The organism is Vibrio penaeicida, from assembly GCF_030689305.1.
Classification (GTDB): Bacteria; Pseudomonadota; Gammaproteobacteria; order Enterobacterales; family Vibrionaceae; genus Vibrio; species Vibrio penaeicida_B.
In genome coordinates this window covers 21,727-41,508 of sequence record NZ_JAUYVM010000028.1, presented here as the reverse complement: position 1 = coordinate 41,508, position 19,782 = coordinate 21,727, and the positions used below count along the sequence as shown (strand labels likewise).

At 44.3% G+C, this 19,782-nt stretch carries 17 protein-coding genes, 1 rRNA gene and 1 riboswitch; of the genes, 11 read left to right on the top strand and 7 right to left on the bottom strand.

The features are described 5' to 3' along the window. The 8 genes from rrf to thiH form a co-directional block, all read left to right on the top strand. A 5S ribosomal RNA gene (gene rrf / locus Q8W40_RS28175) occupies window positions 1-78 on the top strand; the annotation flags it as partial. Window positions 79-274: 196 nt separating this feature from the next. Continuing rightward, the gene (gene crcB / locus Q8W40_RS26505; RefSeq protein WP_126606449.1) at window positions 275-658 is read left to right on the top strand and encodes a fluoride efflux transporter CrcB; all 384 of its coding nucleotides are present in this window, start codon (window positions 275-277) and stop codon (window positions 656-658) included. Window positions 659-708: 50 nt separating this feature from the next. Beyond that, a riboswitch (TPP riboswitch) is annotated at window positions 709-825 on the top strand. A 136-nt stretch (window positions 826-961) separates the two neighbouring features. Beyond that, the gene (thiC, locus tag Q8W40_RS26500; protein ID WP_305401532.1) at window positions 962-2,902 is read left to right on the top strand and encodes a phosphomethylpyrimidine synthase ThiC; all 1,941 of its coding nucleotides are present in this window, start codon (window positions 962-964) and stop codon (window positions 2,900-2,902) included. After that, window positions 2,903-4,096, top strand: coding sequence for a thiamine phosphate synthase (gene thiE / locus Q8W40_RS26495; protein WP_305401530.1), 1,194 nt, complete (start codon window positions 2,903-2,905; stop codon window positions 4,094-4,096). A 4-nt stretch (window positions 4,097-4,100) separates the two neighbouring features. After that, window positions 4,101-4,868: a HesA/MoeB/ThiF family protein gene (locus Q8W40_RS26490; protein WP_305401528.1), complete on the top strand. Its 768-nt coding sequence runs from the start codon at window positions 4,101-4,103 to the stop codon at window positions 4,866-4,868. Then, entirely contained in the window at window positions 4,868-5,077 is a 210-nt protein-coding gene (thiS, locus tag Q8W40_RS26485) for a sulfur carrier protein ThiS (RefSeq protein WP_305401527.1), read from the top strand. The genes Q8W40_RS26490 and thiS overlap by 1 nt, the downstream gene beginning before the upstream one ends. A gap of 2 nt (window positions 5,078-5,079) precedes the next feature. Then, window positions 5,080-5,841: a thiazole synthase gene (locus Q8W40_RS26480; RefSeq protein ID WP_305401525.1), complete on the top strand. Its 762-nt coding sequence runs from the start codon at window positions 5,080-5,082 to the stop codon at window positions 5,839-5,841. A 5-nt stretch (window positions 5,842-5,846) separates the two neighbouring features. Next, window positions 5,847-6,959: a 2-iminoacetate synthase ThiH gene (gene thiH / locus Q8W40_RS26475; protein ID WP_305401523.1), complete on the top strand. Its 1,113-nt coding sequence runs from the start codon at window positions 5,847-5,849 to the stop codon at window positions 6,957-6,959. Window positions 6,960-7,113: 154 nt separating this feature from the next. Here the strand turns inward: thiH and Q8W40_RS26470 are convergent, their stop codons facing one another. Continuing rightward, window positions 7,114-8,901, bottom strand: coding sequence for an aminopeptidase P family protein (locus Q8W40_RS26470; protein ID WP_305401521.1), 1,788 nt, complete (start codon window positions 8,899-8,901; stop codon window positions 7,114-7,116). Between the two features lie 169 nt (window positions 8,902-9,070). Further along, on the bottom strand, window positions 9,071-10,021 hold the full coding sequence (locus Q8W40_RS26465; RefSeq protein WP_305401519.1) for a LysR family transcriptional regulator: 951 nt from the start codon (window positions 10,019-10,021) through the stop codon (window positions 9,071-9,073). 103 nt (window positions 10,022-10,124) lie between these two features. Between Q8W40_RS26465 and Q8W40_RS26460 the strand changes: the two genes are divergently transcribed. Both Q8W40_RS26460 and tsrA read left to right on the top strand, forming a co-directional pair. Beyond that, entirely contained in the window at window positions 10,125-11,321 is a 1,197-nt protein-coding gene (locus tag Q8W40_RS26460; protein ID WP_305401534.1) for a multidrug effflux MFS transporter, read from the top strand. A 134-nt stretch (window positions 11,322-11,455) separates the two neighbouring features. Then, window positions 11,456-11,740, top strand: a complete 285-nt coding sequence (gene tsrA, locus Q8W40_RS26455) for an H-NS-like global regulator TsrA (RefSeq protein WP_101111430.1) — start codon at window positions 11,456-11,458, stop codon at window positions 11,738-11,740. A gap of 507 nt (window positions 11,741-12,247) precedes the next feature. On the opposite strand, the gene Q8W40_RS26450 is transcribed toward tsrA, so the two are convergent. The 4 genes from Q8W40_RS26450 to Q8W40_RS26435 all read right to left on the bottom strand — a co-directional run bounded on the left by Q8W40_RS26450 (window position 12,248) and on the right by Q8W40_RS26435 (window position 14,716). Continuing rightward, window positions 12,248-12,703 (bottom strand): DoxX family protein, encoded by a 456-nt coding sequence (locus Q8W40_RS26450; RefSeq protein WP_305401517.1) that lies wholly within the window; start codon window positions 12,701-12,703, stop codon window positions 12,248-12,250. Continuing rightward, on the bottom strand, window positions 12,700-13,479 hold the full coding sequence (locus tag Q8W40_RS26445; protein WP_305401515.1) for an HvfC/BufC N-terminal domain-containing protein: 780 nt from the start codon (window positions 13,477-13,479) through the stop codon (window positions 12,700-12,702). The genes Q8W40_RS26450 and Q8W40_RS26445 overlap by 4 nt, the downstream gene beginning before the upstream one ends. Next, window positions 13,460-14,308 carry an MNIO family bufferin maturase gene (gene bufB / locus Q8W40_RS26440; RefSeq protein WP_370693437.1) on the bottom strand — a complete coding sequence of 283 codons (849 nt, stop codon included), beginning with the start codon at window positions 14,306-14,308 and terminating at the stop codon, window positions 13,460-13,462. Before bufB ends, Q8W40_RS26445 begins: the two co-directional genes overlap by 20 nt. Window positions 14,309-14,455: 147 nt before the next feature. Continuing rightward, complete coding sequence (locus tag Q8W40_RS26435; protein WP_101111426.1) at window positions 14,456-14,716, bottom strand: BufA1 family periplasmic bufferin-type metallophore; 261 nt, start codon at window positions 14,714-14,716, stop codon at window positions 14,456-14,458. Between the two features lie 276 nt (window positions 14,717-14,992). Here Q8W40_RS26435 and uvrD point away from each other — a divergent pair, with 276 nt between their 5' ends. After that, on the top strand, window positions 14,993-17,164 hold the full coding sequence (gene uvrD / locus Q8W40_RS26430) for a DNA helicase II (RefSeq protein ID WP_305401511.1): 2,172 nt from the start codon (window positions 14,993-14,995) through the stop codon (window positions 17,162-17,164). 782 nt (window positions 17,165-17,946) lie between these two features. On the opposite strand, the gene ggt is transcribed toward uvrD, so the two are convergent. After that, complete coding sequence (gene ggt / locus Q8W40_RS26425; protein ID WP_305401509.1) at window positions 17,947-19,704, bottom strand: gamma-glutamyltransferase; 1,758 nt, start codon at window positions 19,702-19,704, stop codon at window positions 17,947-17,949. Window positions 19,705-19,782 lie beyond the last annotated feature (78 nt).

The following is a 19,782-nucleotide window of genomic DNA, read 5'->3' as shown; positions in this document are numbered from 1 at the left end:
GCCGAACTCAGAAGTGAAACGCAATAGCGCCGATGGTAGTGTGGGGTTTCCCCATGTGAGAGTAGGACATCGCCAGGTTCAAATTGATAAGCCCTGATCACTGATCAGGGCTTTTTTGTTTGCCTGTTAAAAAACATGATTTACATCACCTAAAGTGACTCCTGTAACTTTTTATATTTATCCTTCTTTATGGCGAGTATTACCCGAAATTAAAAACGAATTTTGGCGTATATAAAGATAGAATGGTTTCAATATTTGATTAGGGTTGGTAGAGATGGGACAGTTATCCATTCTTGGTTTCATAGCGTTAGGTGGCGCATTTGGCGCATGTTCTCGCTTTTTGGTGTCGGAGTTATGCGCGAGTTTATTTGGTAGAGGGTTTCCATATGGCACACTCACAGTGAACGTAGTGGGTTCATTAGCGATGGGAATGCTGATAGCTTCATTTGAGAATGGAAGCCTTGCTACAGAGCCTTGGAGGCAGATAATCGGTCTTGGCTTCCTAGGAGCACTAACTACTTTTTCTACCTTTTCTATGGACAACGTTTTACTCATGCAGCAAGGTGCATTTTTTAAAATGGGTCTAAATGTGTTATTGAATGTCGTTCTTAGTATCTCTGCCGCATGGATTGGCTTTCAATTGTTGATTAAAAGTTAATCTTTTTAAACTTTGGTCTTGGTTTTGACCTAACCTTTCCCTTATACTGGCTTCACTTGTCGGAGTGCTCCGCCCGATTTATTAATGGGCGAGCTGAGACCGCGTTAGCGGGATCCGTTGAACCTGATCAGACTAATATCTGCGAAGGGAACAAGAGAAGATACCTCACCTGATATTAGTCGGGATCTATCTACTTTCAGATGGCGTTACTCACGCACATTTGCCCTCTTGTAACAACAATCCGCCAAGCATTTTCTTCCTAGGGACTTTGTCCTAAAAATAATGATTGCAAGGAAAAATGCTATGTCGAATCGCAAGCAAGCGAGACTGGAAGCCAAACAGTTTATTGATAACCTGTCGACTCAACCGTATCCAAATTCTCATAAAGTGTATGTAGAAGGCTCTAGAACCGATATTCGAGTGCCAATGAGAGAGATCTCTCTGGCAGACAGTTTGGTTGGCGGGACTAAAAAAGACCCAATATTTGAGCCTAATGAACCAATACGTGTCTACGATACGTCTGGGGTTTATACCGATCCAGAACATGAGATTGACCTTTATAGTGGGTTGCCGAAGCTACGTGAAGACTGGATTAAAGAGCGAAATGACACTGAGATTTTGTCTGATGTGAGTTCGGTTTACACCAAAGAGCGTTTGGAAGACGATACGTTAGACGATTTACGCTATGGCAATCTTCCAAAAATCCGACGTGCTAAAGAAGGTCAGTGCGTTACTCAGCTGCACTATGCACGCCAAGGTATTATTACCCCTGAAATGGAATACATTGCCATACGTGAGAACTTGCAGCGTCATAAGTTTGCTGATGACCAACTGAATATTGAGCATCCTGGTGAAAGCTTTGGTGCAAACCTTCCTAAAGAAATTACTCCTGAATTTGTGCGAAAAGAAGTTGCCGAAGGACGCGCCATTATTCCTTCCAATATTAACCACCCTGAATCAGAACCTATGATTATTGGGCGTAATTTCCTTGTTAAGGTAAATGCGAATATTGGTAACTCTGCTGTGTCATCTTCAATCGAGGAAGAAGTTGAAAAGCTTGTTTGGTCGACTCGATGGGGCGGCGATACAGTAATGGACTTGTCTACAGGTCGAAACATTCATGAAACACGTGAATGGATCATGCGTAATAGTCCTGTTCCTATTGGTACTGTTCCTATGTATCAAGCACTAGAAAAAGTAAATGGTGTCGCTGAAGACCTCAATTGGGAAGTCATGCGAGATACGCTAATTGAGCAGGCAGAGCAGGGGGTAGACTACTTCACCATTCATGCTGGTTTGTTATTACGTTACGTGCCAATGACGGCAAAACGTGTCACCGGTATCGTATCTCGTGGTGGTTCTATCATCGCGAAATGGTGTTTAGCTCATCATCAGGAAAGCTTCCTGTATACCCACTTCCGTGAAATCTGTGAAATCTGTGCGAAGTATGATGTTGCTCTTTCACTTGGTGATGGCTTACGCCCAGGTTCAATTGCAGACGCGAACGATGAAGCACAGTTTTCCGAGCTGAGAACCTTAGGTGAGTTGACTAAAGTTGCGTGGGAATATGATGTTCAGGTAATCATAGAAGGTCCTGGTCATATCCCAATGCACATGATCAAAGAAAACATGGACGAGCAGCTTAAGCACTGTCATGAAGCTCCATTTTATACTCTTGGTCCACTAACAACAGATATTGCCCCTGGTTACGATCATATTACTTCAGGTATCGGTGCAGCCATGATTGGTTGGTATGGCTGTGCCATGCTTTGCTATGTGACACCGAAAGAGCACCTAGGCTTACCCAACAAAGAAGATGTTAAAACGGGTTTGATTACCTATAAGTTAGCGGCGCACGCAGCAGATTTAGCGAAAGGGCACCCTGGTGCTCAAATTCGCGATAACGCACTTTCAAAAGCTCGATTTGAATTCCGCTGGGAAGACCAATTTAACTTGGGTCTGGATCCTGAAACCGCACGTAAGTTTCATGATGAAACGCTTCCACAAGAGTCGGGGAAAGTCGCTCACTTCTGTTCAATGTGTGGTCCAAAGTTCTGTTCAATGAAGATTTCTCAAGAAGTAAGAGAGTACGCAAAGGACACTAAGCAAGTCGCGCAGGATCAGGCTATTGAGATCAAGATGCTAGATGACCCATTGGAAGGTATGCGTAGGAAGTCCGAAGAGTTTAAAGCGACGGGCTCAGAGTTGTACCACCCTGCCAAGCAGAGTGTTTTGGAGGATTAAATGGCTCAGCTATTACTGCCAAAGGCTCAAGTCGAGTTAACAGGTCTCGTTCAGTCTAGACTGTTAATGGCTCAGGAGCAGGGCTTTGATATTGCTGATATCGAGTTGGGTGTAAGCCCAACTCATTTGACGCAATGCTACGTTGATGACAGGTGTACGTCTCTTTCATTTGATGAATCCGATAGTGAAGCTACTCATGTTTGTCGTTTTTCTAATGGTCAGGCTTCACCTTTGGCTTTATCTCAACTTTCAAAAGAGCCTAACTTACTCTTGATTGACGTTTATCATGATTTTCAGCTTGTTGATCTATGGTGTCATGGCGAATCCAATAGAGCGTTGAGTTTCAAGGGCGCTCCATTATCTGAGATAGAACAACAATCCTACCTGGCTTGGTTACTGACGTCTCTTGTACTTGATTTTCCGATTGAAGATGCACTCGTGATAGCAAGAGGCGCAGTAAGTTCTGATGTTTCACGTGAAACATGGCCTCAGAATCTATCCGAATTTCCAACACCGATACTCTCTGATGAGCTATTAGATATCCATGTAGGATGGGAAATAGAAAACGCTTTGCCTTTCCCTGATACAAATGCTGAATATCTTAGCTTATATCCGGTTGTAGATACGGTGGAGTGGGTAGAGCGACTTCTGAAACTTGGAGTAAAGACAGCACAGCTTCGGATAAAAAATGCCGATGACCTAGAGCTAGAAACGAAGATTACAAAAGCAATCGAATTAGGACGTCAGCATAACGCTCAAGTCTATATTAATGACTATTGGCAGTTAGCGGTAAGACATGGTGCTTATGGCGTGCATTTAGGACAAGAAGATCTCGAGTTTGCAGACTTAGACCAAATTGCAAAAGCTGGCGTAAGGATAGGCTTATCTACTCACGGTTACTACGAAATACTTAGAATAAAACAGGTCAACCCTAGCTATATAGCGCTCGGTCATATATTTCCAACAACCACTAAAGTTATGCCTTCACGCCCTCAAGGGTTAGTGAGGCTTAAGCTTTACCAAGAACTGTCAGGAAAGTTTCCCACCGTTGCGATTGGTGGAATTGACTTAGAACGAGCACCACTGGTGTGGGACTGTGGGGTATCGAGTTTAGCTGTAGTTCGGGCTATCACACTAAGTACCGATCCAAAGAAAGCAATTAGCGATTTTCGTGAAATTCTAAGTAGTAGGTAGTTCAGTGACGATTACAGATTCTGAGTTTCTGAGATATCAGCGTCAGGTAGCGTTACCTGAAATTGGAGAGCTCGGACAAGCAAAGCTTAGAAATTCGAGTATTTTAGTTGTTGGGTGTGGTGGGTTAGGGTGTTCTGCCATTCAGCATCTTGCTGCTTCGGGTATAGGTCATCTTGTTATCGCTGATGATGATGTTGTTGAAGTGAGTAACCTCCCGAGGCAAATACTCTACTCTAGTGACGAGGTAGGTCTAGCCAAGGTAGATGCGACAAAAAAAGCTATCGCTAAGATCAATTCGGATGTGCGCGTCCGTGCTATCAAAAAGAAACTTTTGGGTAGTCGGCTTGAACTTGAATGTATGCAAGCGGATATCGTTTTAGACTGCAGCGATAATTTTGAAACGCGACAAGAAATTAATCGCGCGTGTCACAAATCAAAAACACCTTTGGTATCTGGTGCTGCAATCGGCTGGGAAGGTCAATTAGCTACTTTCACGTATCAAGGCTCAGATCCTTGCTATCACTGCTTATATCCAATCAATGAATCACAGCCCAATACGCGCTGCTCAGAATCCGGTGTGGTGGGACCTGTCGTAGGAATTATTGGAACTCATCAAGCTCTCGTCGCTATTCGTTTAGTCACATTAGAACGAGACTTAGCGAACCGTCTTACATTATTCGATGGCTTATCTATGCAGTTCCATCAATTCAGTATTTCAAAAGACAACGCGTGTAGTGTGTGCAACTCAACTTTTGATGCTCAAGGAAAATAATGAGTACGTTAAAAATTACATTTAATGGCGAGTCAATTTCGATTTCAGATGAAATGACGCTTGTCGATTTGCTGGAAAATAGAAAAATTGAACTGGTAGGCATTGCAATCGCAGTTAACCAAGAAGTTCAAACCAAAACAATGTGGTCTGATACTCGCTTAAAAGCGGGTGACGATGTTGTGGTATTTAGAGCGATTGCCGGAGGTTAAAGGTGTTAACGATAGCAGGAAAAACATTTGAGTCTCGCTTATTCACAGGGACAGGAAAGTTTTCAAATAGCCGTGTAATGAGCGATGCCATTATTGCCTCTGGCTCCCAGCTTGCGACGATGGCATTAAAGAGAGTGGATCTCGATACAAAGGATGACGACATACTTTCGCCACTTATCGAAAATAGAATAGCCTTACTGCCAAACACATCAGGCGCAAAGAATGCGAAAGAAGCGATATTTGCTGCACAGTTAGCGCGAGAAGCTTTGGGTACAAAGTGGCTTAAATTGGAAATTCACCCAGACCCTAAGTATCTAATGCCCGATCCTATTGAGACGCTAAAAGCCGCGGAAAAGTTGGTTGAACAGGGGTTCATCGTATTGCCTTATTGCCATGCTGATCCAGTGCTTTGTAAACATCTTGAAGAAGTGGGTTGTGCTGCGGTAATGCCTTTAGGCGCACCTATTGGTTCAAACAAGGGTATCGCGACACAGGACTTTCTGGAAATCATTATCGACCAAGCGAATGTTCCGGTTGTTGTAGATGCAGGCATAGGTGCACCTTCTCACGCAGCAAAAGCCATGGAGCTTGGAGCGGACGCGGTGTTGGTAAACACGGCAATTGCCGCCGCGGCTAATCCCGTGCAAATGGCGAGAGCCTTCAAACTTGCTGTAGAAAGTGGACGCCTAGGTTACGAAGCTGGCTTGGCTGGGCAAGTGAATCACGCTGTTGCATCTAGCCCACTCACATCATTCTTGGAGTGATCAATATGAGTTTTTCAGACCAGTTTGAAAAGATGAATTGGGATGAGATCCGCATGTCTATCTACAGTAAAACGTCTGAAGATGTACAAAGAGCAATATCGAAATCAAAGCGTGATTTAGAAGATTTCAAAGCGCTTATTTCGCCTGCAGCGGAACCATTCCTAGAACAAATGGCGCAACAATCTTACGCGCTTACACGAAAACGCTTTGGCAATACTATTGGGTTTTATATTCCATTGTACCTGTCAAATCTTTGCGCAAATTCTTGCACCTATTGCGGTTTCACTATGGAGAACAGAATTAAGCGAAGAACATTGAATGTTGATGACATTCAGTTGGAAATCGATGCGATCAAGAGAATGAGTTTCGATTCGGTTTTACTCGTCACGGGGGAGCATGAAACGAAAGTAGGTATGAAGTACTTTCGTGAAGTAGTTCCATCTATAAAAAAACGATTTAGCTATCTGGCTATGGAGGTTCAACCTCTGGACCAAGAGTGTTATGCAGAGTTAAAAACACTCGGCTTAGACGCGGTTATGGTTTACCAAGAAACGTATCATCCGTCGACCTACGGTCAGCATCACCTTCGCGGTAACAAAACAGATTTTAACTATCGTTTAAATACTCCGGATAGATTGGCTTCCGCAGGCATCGATAAAATTGGTATGGGTGCATTGATCGGATTGGAAGAGTGGAGGACGGATTGCTTTTTTGTTGCTGCTCACCTTAGCTATATGGAACGGACTTATTGGAAGTCCCGCTATTCGATTTCTTTCCCTCGATTAAGACCTTGTGAAGGGTCTTTGCAGCCAAAGTCAGTGATGTCTGATAAACAACTGGTTCAATTGATATGCGCTTACAGAATGCTAAATCCGGAAGTAGAGCTTTCCCTTTCAACACGAGAGTCACCAGACTTTAGAGACAATGTATTGCCTCTTGGGGTGACGAGTATTTCAGCTGCTTCAAAGACTCAACCAGGGGGTTATGCTAATGACGAAGAAGAACTTGAGCAGTTTGCGATAAGCGACGAGCGTTCTTCTGCTCAAGTAGCAAATGCCGTTAGGAGTAAGGGATTTGAACCTGTTTGGAAAGATTGGCACCACGCTTACTCTGGATAAGTGATTTGTCTGGAAGGTGATTAGAATACGATTTTTGGTGAGATGTTTCACGTGAAACACAAGGGGTCAACTTAGTACCTTTTTGACTTTCACTACTCATATAAAAACCCCGCTAAACTTAGCGGGGTTTTCGTCTATGATGCCTTCGGAAATCTTATCGAGTTAGTGGCTCAGTGGCGAGTCTTAACCAATCTAAAGATGAACCAGATACTAACGGGCTGATCTCATCCCACACTTTTGCATGGTAGCTGTTTAACCAAGTTAACTCTGAATCGGTCAGAAGAGCGGCATCAATATTGCGCTTATCGATAGGGCATCGTGTCAGTGATTCAAACGCGAGCATGTTCATATCGCCTTGCGTTTCAACTTCAACAACTAACTCCAAGTTTTCTATCCGAATACCGAACTCATCAGCACGGTAATAACCTGGCTCATTAGAAAGTACCATGCCTTCCAGTAGAGCGACGTTATTAACAACAGGCGCGATTCTCTGAGGACCTTCATGAACACTTAGGAAATGCCCAACACCATGACCAGTACCATGATCGAAATTATAGCCATTTGCCCAGAGATGCTGGCGCGCAAGAATGTCGAGTTGGTGCCCCGTTGTGCCATGAGGGAATATTGCGTTAGCAAGCCCGATATGACCTTTCAAAACCAACGTAAATTGCTGGATCATGTCGTGGCTAGGTTTGCCTATCGCAATAGTACGTGTGATGTCTGTTGTACCATCTGGGTACTGACCACCTGAATCCACTAGATAAAGTGAATTTGGTTCTAACTTTCCGGGTTCTGGTTGGTTCATGTGATTGTAGTGACACATTGCGCCATTGCCAGCTGAAGCAGAAATAGTGTCAAAGCTCAAATCTGCCAACGTTGGATCGGCCTTACGGAACTCATGAAGCTTATCTGCAAGAAGACCTTCATCATGATAATTTCCAGCTTCTACCTCGGCATCAAGCCACGATAAGAAGTTGACCATTGCCGCACCATCACGAAGGTGCGATGCGCGCATCCCTTCAATTTCTGCTGAGTTTTTTGCTGCCTTCGGAAGTAAACATGGGTCGTCACCATTAATAACTTCGGCACCGGCATTTTGTAGAGTCAGTGTAAACCAAGCGTTGCTTGTTGCTGGGTCCACTAAAACATTCTTGCCTGAAAGCGCTTGAAGTTGTGTCTCAAGTTGCTCCGGAGAATAAACCGTTACACCTTGACCGACATGCTCAGAAAATTCGCTAGGTAAGCGTGCTGGGTCAATAAAGAACTCTACATTAGCGTCAGCATGAACAATGGCGTGTGATAACAGCACCGGTAAGCAAGAGACATCTAAGCCACGGACATTCAACAGCCAACAAATGGAATCAAGTTGAGTTAGCAATGCAGCGTCGGCACGGTTTTCTTTTACTATTTCAGCAATTTCTTGGCGCTTACTTTCACTTGTTTGTCCTACGAGCTCTTGCTCCATTAAGCGAGCATCTGTATAGACTGGAGCAGGTCTGTCCGACCAGATTAGATCGACCGGGTTATCGTTGACCAGCACTAACTCAAGCTTATCAGTAACCTTGTCTTGCGCTTTTAGAAGCCAAGAGTGTGAGTGCATTTTTGGATCGACGGCCAACTTAGCATTTGTCGGTAAGTTGTCGAGTGCCCAATCCAAAGGAGGCTGCTGGATGAGATGACAGTATTCAAAAACATCAGCAGGTGATTGCTTCGTTACTTGAACAGTGTATCTACCGTCGACAAAAATAGCGGCTTTGTCAGCCGTGATTACAGCTGCACCAGCAGAACCAGTAAATCCGGTCGCCCAAAGTAAACGTTCATGGTGAGCGGGAACGTATTCTCCTAAAAACTCATCTTCATGGGGAATGATAACCGCATCAACGTTGTTCTCGCTTAACCAGCGACGAAGGGCTTCTACTCTTTCTTTAATCATGACATCCATCCGTATGATTCCTTTTCGACTGTTCTATTATCCGTACTTGCGACGAAATTGCGTACAAACTATCGTTTTTTAATCAGACAAGCAATGTATTCTGCTGTGAGATGAAGCCTAGCTTGTAAGCAATTTTGAACGTACCAAAATATAGCCAAAATGATTCAATCTCTGAGTCTCAATCGACACCATTTAAATGGTGTGTATGCGAGGTGATGATATTCCTAAACCAGCTAAGCGCTGCGTCTTGTGTTCTGTCTTTATGCCAGAAAAGCGTATATGCCATTGGAGGTAATTCTGTCGGTAAAGGTAATAGCACCAAGTCGAGGTAGCCAGAAATGTACTGAGCGAAATGTCTTGGTGCTGTGAACACGAAGTCGGTGTAAGTACACAAGCTGGCTGCGCTGTTAAAATCGGGAACATACAAAGCGATGTCTCGTTCCAAGCCTTTATCAGCAAGTTTATAATCAAGTAACCAGCGATCGTTACCATCACACCTTACTTGGACGTGCCGCTCGGCAAGGTAGGCATCAAGGTCCCAGTGACGGCTCAGAACTGGATGGTATTTTCGAACCAAGCAAATCTGTTCATCCTGAAATATTTCCTGCATTTCTATATCGCTTGGAGGCAGCATCGTTAGAGTGGCGTCATTAATATCGATGTCTTTTCCTGTAATACCGAAGTCCATATCACCGGATTGGAGAAGCTTAAAGGTTTCTTTATTCCAGGGGTGGGTCGTGAGTTTGATACCTGGCGATTCTTGGAAAAGTTTCGGAAGAAAATGGGGCAGTATTAGTGGGTACACACTTTCAACTAAAGATATATGGAATCTACGATCAGATGTTTTCGGGTCAAAACTATCTGGCTGTGTAATAGATTCCAAATGATAGATTAGAGCTTCTAATTTGGGTTTAAGGAATAGTGCCCGTGGTGTTGGGTTTAGTCCGTGTGCGCTCCTATAAAACAGTGGATCATCAAATTGTGTACGCAGCTTTGCTAATGATTTGCTGACAGCAGATTGTGTTAAGCAGAGCCTAGATGCGGCTCGGGTTACGTTTCTTTCTTCAATTAGTACGTTAAGGCAAACCAGAAGGTTGAGATCGATTCGGCCCAGTTGTTCAATGTTCATTTAGAAATTCCCCCATGGAATATCTGAGATGAAAATAGTCCATTTCCATTCATATCTTCATGATAATAAACTGCGCCTTAAGAAAACAGAAGTGACGGTTACTATGTCGACAATAAATCCAGAGAAAGTCTCAAAGCTACAATTCACCATGTTGGTAATGCTTGTGCTCTTTAGCCCGATGGCTATAGATATTTATCTTCCAGCGCTACCAACTATGGCGAAAGCATTTCAAGTGGAAGCTACGCTTGCACAAGATACGGTGACCTGGTTTTTATTTGCTATGGGAGTCGGGCAGCTATTTGCAGGTCCCATTGCCGACAGATACGGACGTCGAACTGTTGCATTAGGAGGCATAGTTATTTACGGGTTGAGCGCTTATTTGGCGTGGGTTGCTCAATCCATAGAGTGGATGCTAATGGCTCGGCTGCTACAAGGCTTCGGTGCTTGTGCGACATCGGTGGCAGCTTTTGCAACAGTTCGCGATATGTTTGGTCCTAAAAAAAGCGGCAGAATGATCAGTTACCTAAACGGGGCAATATGTTTCATTCCGGCTCTGGCACCAATCTTAGGAAGCTGGCTAACCCAACAGTTTGGCTGGCGGAGTAACTTTAGCTTTATGGCTGGTTTTGCTGTGGTTGGCGGTATCATGATGCTGATGAACTTCAAAGAAACCAACCCATCACGCTCGGAAGAGCCCTTGTTTAGACCTTCGAGATACTTGAGCGTATTGAAGCATCCGAGTTTTATATTTCATTCGTCTCTTTGCATGTTGGGCATGGCTGTCATTCTTGCTTACGTAACATCAGCCCCCGTTGTATTAATGACGAATATGGGGATTACGATGAACGCGTTTACGTTCTGGTTCGGAATCAATGCCATATTCAACATCGTATTTTGCATGGTTGCACCTAAACTAATGGATCGCTGGGGCACACATGGGACATTGGTATTTGGAGTCGCTGTTTTGTTAATTGGCGGTACCATGATGCTTGGCATGAAATCGTGGCAAACACCTTTAGGATTTATGTTGCCTATATTTATGTCATCCATTGGATTTGCATGCATCATGGGAGCGGGGGCAGGGAAAGCTTTGGCTCCATTTGGTGATAAAGCAGGCACAGCTGCGGCTCTATTGGGTCTATTTCAAATGAGTGGTTCTGGTCTTATGGTTGGTATTCTGCAAAGACTGTCGTTTGAGCCAGAGACGTTAATTGCATTGCATATGTGGCTTTTGGCACCGGCTTTAATCATTCTGTATAGCCGAGTGGGTCGTAATTGGCATGCAGAAGCAGTCAGCTAACCGCATTTTGTAAGGTGCTGAGTATATAAATGACCAATAATTGAAATTGATTGTTTTCCCAACAGCGAAAGGGGTGTATATTTAGCGTCACATATATAATTATTTCCCCGATCTATTTGGAAGATACATATTCAATGTCGATGACAACATATGAGATGGCTCGTATTTTAGAGCAATTAGAAGAGTCTCCAGAAAAAGTAATGTTCGGAAAACTGCTTAGTGAACTCGGGAATCAGAGTGAAGAGCGTATTCGAAGCGCCGCCAAACAAGTTCCTTTGCATATGCTAAGAGATATTGTTTACCAATTTCAGCAAGTGATTGAATCCCGTAAGAGTGAAAGTGTTCAGCAGCTCGCTGCTGAATTGGCTCAGCAGGGTATTTCACCGGACGAACTGAAAGAATTCCTTTCTAAGAAATAATTGGATTCTAAAATTAAAAGCCAGCCTTTGTGCTGGCTTTTAATTTATCTGCGGAATTCTTAGTAATATTTGGCTAATCCGAAAGGCTTTTTACTGTTAATATATTTCTCAAAATTATCCAAATAAATAATCTAGGCCTTCATCCAACCCTGCCTAATTATATTTTCCCTATCTGCATTAAATATCCTGAAACTTATCCATTCACTTTCCTATTGATAGCTGTAAGTCTAGAGCAATAAAAAAAGGCGGCTCTATAACAGCCGCCTTGGTCATCCACGGTTGAGGGGGGGGGAGGTGTGGTGACGAAATACATCAATGTTTTAGCTTCATTTCAACAATATTGGTGTTTACTGCACAAACGATAGTAGTGATATAGATGTTAATAGAATATTTATTGAACCTAATACAATAATTTCAGGTTTAGAGCCACAAGCAAAAAAATGCCCCAGAAACTGGGGCGAATTGGTAGGTAGCTTACAGGTTGCTACTTAACTAAAGGGAGGTTTGTTATTGGGTTATCTTTTTCTTTAGGATATGGTCGACCGAAATCAGACCTGCTCCCCAAACAACATTTATAAGAATCATCAAACCCCACAGTTGATGATCGTAGAAGCCTTTTTCCCAAAGAAGCGGATAAGAGATAACGGCAATAATATTGAATACAAATAGTATGGCGGCCATTGGGCGTGTAAAAAGCCCGAGCGCTAGGAACACAGGCAGAATCAGTTCTGCTGCTGTTCCTGAATACGCAGCAAACTCCCAAGGCAGCAATGGGACGACATATTCAAACTCAAAGAGGTACAGGGTACTGTCCCATGATGCAATCTTGGTTAGACCTGAATTGAAAAAGACCCAGGCTACCCATAAGCGGCAAAAAACAAGTAACAACGGAATAAATCCAGCTTGAAGTTTGTCTACGATCCCATCGTAGGTGTCGATAATATTTCGAATGGCTGAACTCATAATTCTTCCTCTATTTGTTGTTCTTTTATACTGAACCCATCTAAGTAGCCTGAAGCCATTAAAGTGTTCAAATGCGTCAATAAATCGGGTTCGATTTCTGCTAGTGATAACCCCATCGAACAAGATTGAATAAGTTGATGTACTTCATCTGATATAGGATCGATATGAAGATGGCGAGCAGAATCAAGCCATACCACTCCTTGCTCGGCGTTATTCAGCTCTAATCCATCAAATTTCTCTTTCTCTAAGGCTTCCCACAAAGAGAGAACGGCAAACTGGCTGGATATAAGCTGAATATTTGAAGCAAGATGAAAGACAAGCGATGGCTGTTGTTCCTCAGCCACGGAAGCGAGTTTGTCCAAAGGCAAGTATGGCTTTTCTATTGCTAAAGATAATGCCATTTCACTTAGATCCAGTTTCCATTCCATGTCAGCGATATCCGAGAGATAAGGCACAGCGGCAATGACTTGATCAAATTGTCTTATTGTGTCGGCAAAACCTTCACCATATCCAGAGACATCGCCTTCGGTTAAAGGGCGTGTCAAAACGTGTTGACGAGCAAGCTGTTGAAAGCACTCCTCACCCACTAACGCTAAAACCTTGGGATAGGTTGCTTCAATTACTTCGCATAAACTCATCACAAAATTGTTGCGATAAATCTGCATGCGTTCGTCAGCAGAGAACTCATCAGACACTAAATCACAGGATTCACCAGTGGCTTGGTAATGCAGCGCTTTGGCAAACTGGCTTTGCAGTTCAGCGAGGGAAAGTGCCATAAGACTCTCCTTGGATCTGCATTAAGTAATGACTGGCTTTGCTGGCTTCCTGAATCAAAACTTGAGGTTCAGGAATATCCAAATCCCACTCTATAAGTGTGTGTCGCTCACCATGCGCTTTTATCCAAGCATCAAATAACGCCCAAACTTCATCACAAACAGGGCGGCTATGGGTATCAATCCAAATTTCACCTTTCTCATGTTGCTTAATGGTGAAGCCGGCAAGGTGTATCTCATCTACCTTTGTAGCATCGATGCCTGCTAAGTATTCATCGGTATCGAAGCCGTGGTTGAATGCGCTGACATAAATGTTATTGAAGTCGAGCAATAGTCGGCAATCAGTACGCTTTTGTACTTCGGACAGAAAAACCCACTCATCTATCGTAGAGTGAGAAAACTTCACGTAACTCGATGGATTTTCAATGAGTAGCGGTCTCTTTATAGCATCTTGAACTTGCAGCACATTCCGACAAAATACATCCAATGCTTCTTCCGTATAGGGAAGCGGCAAAAGGTCGTTGAAGTAATGACCGCCGTTTTCACTCCAACTTAAGTGATCAGAAACTAAAATAGGCTGTAAATCATTGATTAAGCGTTCTAGTCGCGCCAGGTGTGATTGACTGACGCCGTCTACCGACCCTAGAGACAGTCCAATACCATGGCAGCTAATGTCGTAGTTGTCCGCTATCTGATTAAGTTGCTGGCGTTGCAGAGAGTTAGGGAGAAAGTAGTTTTCACTGTGGATTTCCAACCAGCTCAACCCAGTCGCTTCCTCAGAAAAGTAATCCAAATGTGGTGTTCTTAATCCAACGCCAACTTTGTTATGCATGTCTCTCTCCGGTGAGTTCATCAAGATTTAGCCAATCTTGTAAAGCTGTATGCGTTTAGCGGTTATTAAGCCTTTTTCACAAAGCCACTCCATAAATTAGGGCGATAAGCATGGCTCATCGCCCTGAAATGGCTAAGAGGGAAAGGCTTAAGAAGACGTGTTGCTTCCACCAGCCAAACGGTCACAAAGACCTTTAGGTACTACGATGAATGCGTCTTTTTGGAAATCTTCTTTAGACGTACCAGCACATGAGCTAGTTTTGGTTGCACAGTCGTTTTTACCTGCTTTGGAAACGCCATAGCATTTCTCTTTTTCTGCTGCGACCGCAGAAGTAGCAGTTAGAGTAGTACCAGCGATAGCAAGAAGGCCCGTAACCGCAGCAGTAACAGCAAGATTAGACTTTTTCATATTTCAATCCTCGAACTTGATCCTTAGTTTCTTTAATAAAGACAACCTGTTTCGCGATGGACAAGCGTTTGTCAGGTTGCTTACAGAATAAGATTAGGAATGAACGACAAATCTTTCACAAAAAAGGCGATTTTTTTTTACTTATTTTTTTTAAAGTTCCCAACCCATTGATTTTGTATGGGTTATAAAGTGGGATTTTTATTGCGAATTCAACCTTATTCTTGATTGGAATTCGGTTATAATGACCAGTTATGTATAAATACACAGTAGAAAACGATGGACGCTTCCCTATTACTTGATGGTTTGAATGACAAACAACGCGAAGCGGTAGCAGCCCCGCTAGAGAATATGCTCGTGCTTGCAGGAGCTGGCAGTGGTAAAACACGCGTGCTGGTACACCGAATTGCTTGGCTAATGGCTGTCGAGAATGCCTCTCCGTTTTCTATTATGTCGGTAACGTTTACCAACAAAGCCGCGGCTGAAATGCGTGGCCGTATCGAAGAGTTAATGATGGGCAGCGCATCGGGGATGTGGAACGGCACTTTCCACGGTATCTGCCATCGTATTCTGCGGGCGCATTACTTGGATGCCAAGCTTCCTGAAGACTTTCAGATATTGGATTCAGAGGATCAACAACGTCTACTGCGTCGATTGATCAAAGCCATGAACCTTGATGAAAAACAGTGGCCAGCGAGACAAGCGGCTTGGTGGATTAACGCCAAAAAAGATGAAGGTTTGCGCCCTAACCACATCGATTGCTATCAAGACCCCATTACTAAAACAAACTTACAAATATACACCGCATACCAAGAGGCTTGTGACCGAGCTGGGCTGGTGGATTTTGCTGAAATTCTGCTCCGAGCGCATGAGTTGCTTCGAGACAAACAACACATTCGCGAGCATTATCAGGCGAGATTTAAACACATATTGGTCGACGAGTTTCAAGATACCAACAACATTCAGTACGCTTGGCTTCGCATGATGGCGGGACCAGAAGCACGCGTCATGATCGTGGGTGATGACGACCAATCCATTTATGGTTGGCGTGGGGCCAAAGTCGAAAACATTCAGCGTTTTCTTGATGAGTTCCTTGGCGCAAAAACCATCCGATTAGAGCAAAACTATCGTTCAACCAAGACCATTTTATCGGCAGCCAATGAACTGATTTCCAATAATACAGAGCGCATGGGTAAAGAGCTCTGGACTGATGGCAATGATGGCGAGCCTATCTCTGTGTATTCGGCGTATAACGAGCTCGATGAAGCTCGCTTTACCGTTAGCAAAATAAAAGAGTGGCTAGAGAAAGGCGGGGCGCTGAATGACACCGCCATGCTTTATCGAAATAACGCCCAATCCCGTGTTCTGGAAGAAGCGTTAATTCAGTCTGGGTTACCTTATCGTATCTACGGCGGTATGCGATTCTTCGAACGGCAAGAAATCAAAGACGCACTGTGCTACTTGCGTTTGATGTCTAACCGGAATGACGATGCTGCATTCGAACGTGTTGTGAATACGCCAACCCGTGGAATGGGGGATAAGACACTCGAAACTATTCGGTTTGCTGCGCGAGATCGTGGTGCCACACTTTGGCAAGCCTCACAAGCGTTGTTGGAAGAAAAGGTTCTAGCCGGACGAGCCGCTGGTGCGTTAAGTCGATTTATCGAACTCATCAATGCACTTGAAGACGATACGTTTGAAATGCCGATGCATCACCAAACCGACCACGTCATTAAGAATTCAGGTTTGTATGCGATGTACGAACAAGAAAAAGGTGAAAAGTCGAAAGCTCGAATTGAAAACCTTGAGGAGTTGGTTACGGCTACTCGCCAATTTGAAAAGCCAGAAGAAGCTGAAGAATTATCCGAACTCACTGCATTCCTTACGCACGCTGCGCTTGAAGCCGGAGAAGGGCAAGCTGACGAATTCGATGACGCGGTGCAGCTTATGACTCTTCACAGTGCTAAAGGGTTGGAATTTCCGCTCGTATTTATGGTTGGTGTCGAAGAAGGGATGTTCCCAAGCCAAATGTCGGCTGAAGAAGCTGGTAGGTTAGAAGAAGAACGACGCCTTTGCTATGTGGGTATGACACGAGCAAAAGAGAAGCTCTACATCACTTACGCGGAAATGCGTCGTCTATACGGGCAAGATAAGTACCATAAACCTTCACGCTTTATTCGTGAACTGCCAGAAACGTGCTTGGATGAAGTGCGAATGAAAGCACAAGTGAGCCGACCTGCATCATCCGGGCGGTTCAGTCAGCAAGTCGTGAAAGAAAACTTCAACGAAACGGGCTTTTCATTAGGCGCGAGAGTGATGCATCCGAAATTTGGTGAAGGGACGATTATTAACTTTGAAGGCAGTGGTCCTCAAAGCCGAGTCCAAGTAGCGTTCAACGGTGAAGGGATTAAATGGCTAGTAACGGCATTCGCCAAGCTAGAAAAGCTCTAACCGCTACAATGAATGGAATCAAAGCCTGCGTAAGCGGGCTTTTTTTGTCTCATCACAGGCTAGCTTTGTCGTTGATTAGCTTTATCACTGATTAGCGGCGCAGATGGCAAAACCGTTAGGTTGAAATATTACTTATCCAAAGCTGAGGTTACTTATGTACAGATAAAGAAAAACCCCGAGAGCAATGCCCTTCGGGGTTACAATCTTACTCGCAGCAATCCGGCTACTAAAGTTGCTCCATGCATCAAATCCTTGATAGCAATACTGAATCCTTCAGCATAATCCTTTTCATCGCCATCCTAGCGGTGTCCATGATCTTATCCTGATCAGCCAACGTTCCTCGTTAGCGTGCTCACTTGTTCCTTGAGCGGTGTCCTTTACATCATCCTGATGTTTGTTCCTTACCTCATCCTAGAGGTGTCCATTGTCTTCCTTACGCTATCTTCCTGATAACGATTGAGTCCGTTCAATGTCCTTTATTGCTCCATGCTGATTATTCATCCTAAATAATCAAATCTTCATCCTGAAGATAACCAAATCCTTGGCTTTTCCTGTTCCGTGTCAGCATCCTTCCGACAGGGTTAATATTAAGAGATTGAGGATTTTCCTCAATATACGGGCAGAAAAAACCTCTGCTTAAATAAGCGTCAATATCACATGATTTGTTTTATATCAGTACCTTAGGTTCATTTTCTTCTCTTGTTGATATAAATGAAACCGCGTTCACTTACGCCCTTGTAAGAGATATCTCACAAGGGCGTTGGCACAACGTCTAGATTCGGCTATTCACCAATAGCTGCACCTTCACGGCGCGGGTCAGCAGCACCTTCTAAGCCGTCTTTGGTGAGTCGAATGGCATGCAGTCCGGAATTGAGATCGCGAATGTTTACCTTATGCCCCATACCTTCAAGCGGCGACTGCATGGACTCGGCTGCGGTGCCTTTCTCGATATCCAACGTTCCGAATCGGTTGACCAAATGAGGTTGATTGATGGCTTGTTGAATATCCATTCCCCACTGTAAATGCGCGATGATGGATTGAGCCACGTAACCAATGATACGGCTTCCCCCTGGCGAACCGATCGCCATATAAGGTTTACCATCTTGCATGATGATGGTCGGCGACATTGAAGAGCGAGGACGTTTTCCTGGCTCAAGTCGGTTTGCGATGGGAGCTCCGTCTTTGTGCGTTTTGAAAGAAAAATCCGTTAATTCATTGTTGAGTAAAAAGCCACGAACCATTAAGCGCGATCCAAAAGCGTTTTCTATGGTTGTGGTTATTGAGACAACGTTACCTTCCGAGTCCACGACATTAAAGTGGCTGGTGGAGGGCAGTTCAATGGATTCATCATCAGCTAAACGCATGGCATGACTCCATGGAGGCGAACCCGCGCTGACACTCTCTAGTGCTTTGTTTGGAGTAATTAACTTAGCTCGTTCGGCAATGTAGCCAGAGTCCAGTAGCCCTTGAGTCGGCATTGGTACGTAATCACTGTCAGCCATATAGCGACCACGATCCGCAAAAGCGAGACGAGAAGCGTCGGAAATGATCTGCCAGCTGGTTGGGTTGTCAGCACCGAGCTTTTTCAAATCAAATTTTTCAGTGATAGAGAGGATTTGCCCCACGGTTAATGCGCCAGAGCTTGGGGGACCCATACCGCATATGTCATAAGACTGATAGGGAGCACAGACGGGCACGCGCTCTTTTGTGCGGTAATTTGCAAAATCCTGTAAGCCAAGTACCCCTGGGTTGCCTGGTGCGCTTTGCACGGTTTCTACAATGTCTTTTGCAATGTTGCCGGAATAAAAGGCGTTCGCCCCATTGTTCGCAATTTGAGCTAGGGTATCTGCGTATTGTGGGTTCTTAAGTATTGTACCTTCGGTTTTCGGTGTGCCGTCGGCATTAAAGAAATACGCCTTTGTTGAATCAAATCGGCTTAAACGTTCTTTATCTTTTGCTATCAAGCCAGCAAGGCGAGGGCTGATCGCAAATCCTTTTCGCGCTAGGTCGATTGCAGGCTGAACGACTTGCTTCCACGATAACTTTCCATGTTGCTGATGGGTATCCCACAACAATTTAACGGTTCCAGGGGTGCCAACAGAGCGACCACCGACAACAGCATCATAAAACTTGAGTGGTTTGCCTTGTTCATCTTGAAATAGAGTCGGGGTTGCCGCTAAAGGAGCAGTTTCTCTGCCATCAACGGTCGTAAGGCGATTGCCTTTGGCATCCCAGTACACGAGAAAAGCCCCGCCACCTATGCCAGAGGATTGGGGTTCTACAAGTCCGAGAATGAGTTGAACCGTCACCATTGCGTCGATGGCATTGCCGCCAGCAGCAAGAATATCCGCTCCTGCTTGCGTGGCAATTGGATTTGCAGCGGTAACCATCCATTTCTTAGCTGTGGTTAGCGTTTTGTTTTCAAGCCCGGTACTTTCTTCCGGTGCAACGCCATCTGCTGCCTGATTTGCAAAGCCAAAGGAACTGACAAGCAAGAGTGAGCAGGACGTCATTTGTGTGAGAGTTGTTTTCCATGACATAAGCTTCTCCTTTTGTTGGATCTTCAGCCTGTCAGGACAACGGAACTCGGTCTATACAAGGGAGATGCTTTTGTAAGC

Excerpts from the sequence above, each read along its gene's own strand:
- crcB (WP_126606449.1), top strand. The coding sequence starts at position 275 with ATGGGACAGTTATCCATTCTTGGTTTCATAGCGTTAGGTGGCGCATTT.
- thiC (WP_305401532.1), top strand. The coding sequence starts at position 962 with ATGTCGAATCGCAAGCAAGCGAGACTGGAAGCCAAACAGTTTATTGAT.
- thiE (WP_305401530.1), top strand. The coding sequence starts at position 2,903 with ATGGCTCAGCTATTACTGCCAAAGGCTCAAGTCGAGTTAACAGGTCTC.
- thiS (WP_305401527.1), top strand. The coding sequence starts at position 4,868 with ATGAGTACGTTAAAAATTACATTTAATGGCGAGTCAATTTCGATTTCA.
- thiH (WP_305401523.1), top strand. The coding sequence starts at position 5,847 with ATGAGTTTTTCAGACCAGTTTGAAAAGATGAATTGGGATGAGATCCGC.
- Q8W40_RS26470 (WP_305401521.1), bottom strand. The coding sequence starts at position 8,901 with ATGGATGTCATGATTAAAGAAAGAGTAGAAGCCCTTCGTCGCTGGTTA.
- Q8W40_RS26465 (WP_305401519.1), bottom strand. The coding sequence starts at position 10,021 with ATGAACATTGAACAACTGGGCCGAATCGATCTCAACCTTCTGGTTTGC.
- Q8W40_RS26460 (WP_305401534.1), top strand. The coding sequence starts at position 10,125 with ATGTCGACAATAAATCCAGAGAAAGTCTCAAAGCTACAATTCACCATG.
- tsrA (WP_101111430.1), top strand. The coding sequence starts at position 11,456 with ATGTCGATGACAACATATGAGATGGCTCGTATTTTAGAGCAATTAGAA.
- Q8W40_RS26450 (WP_305401517.1), bottom strand. The coding sequence starts at position 12,703 with ATGAGTTCAGCCATTCGAAATATTATCGACACCTACGATGGGATCGTA.
- Q8W40_RS26445 (WP_305401515.1), bottom strand. The coding sequence starts at position 13,479 with ATGGCACTTTCCCTCGCTGAACTGCAAAGCCAGTTTGCCAAAGCGCTG.
- bufB (WP_370693437.1), bottom strand. The coding sequence starts at position 14,308 with ATGCATAACAAAGTTGGCGTTGGATTAAGAACACCACATTTGGATTAC.
- Q8W40_RS26435 (WP_101111426.1), bottom strand. The coding sequence starts at position 14,716 with ATGAAAAAGTCTAATCTTGCTGTTACTGCTGCGGTTACGGGCCTTCTT.
- uvrD (WP_305401511.1), top strand. The coding sequence starts at position 14,993 with ATGGACGCTTCCCTATTACTTGATGGTTTGAATGACAAACAACGCGAA.
- ggt (WP_305401509.1), bottom strand. The coding sequence starts at position 19,704 with ATGTCATGGAAAACAACTCTCACACAAATGACGTCCTGCTCACTCTTG.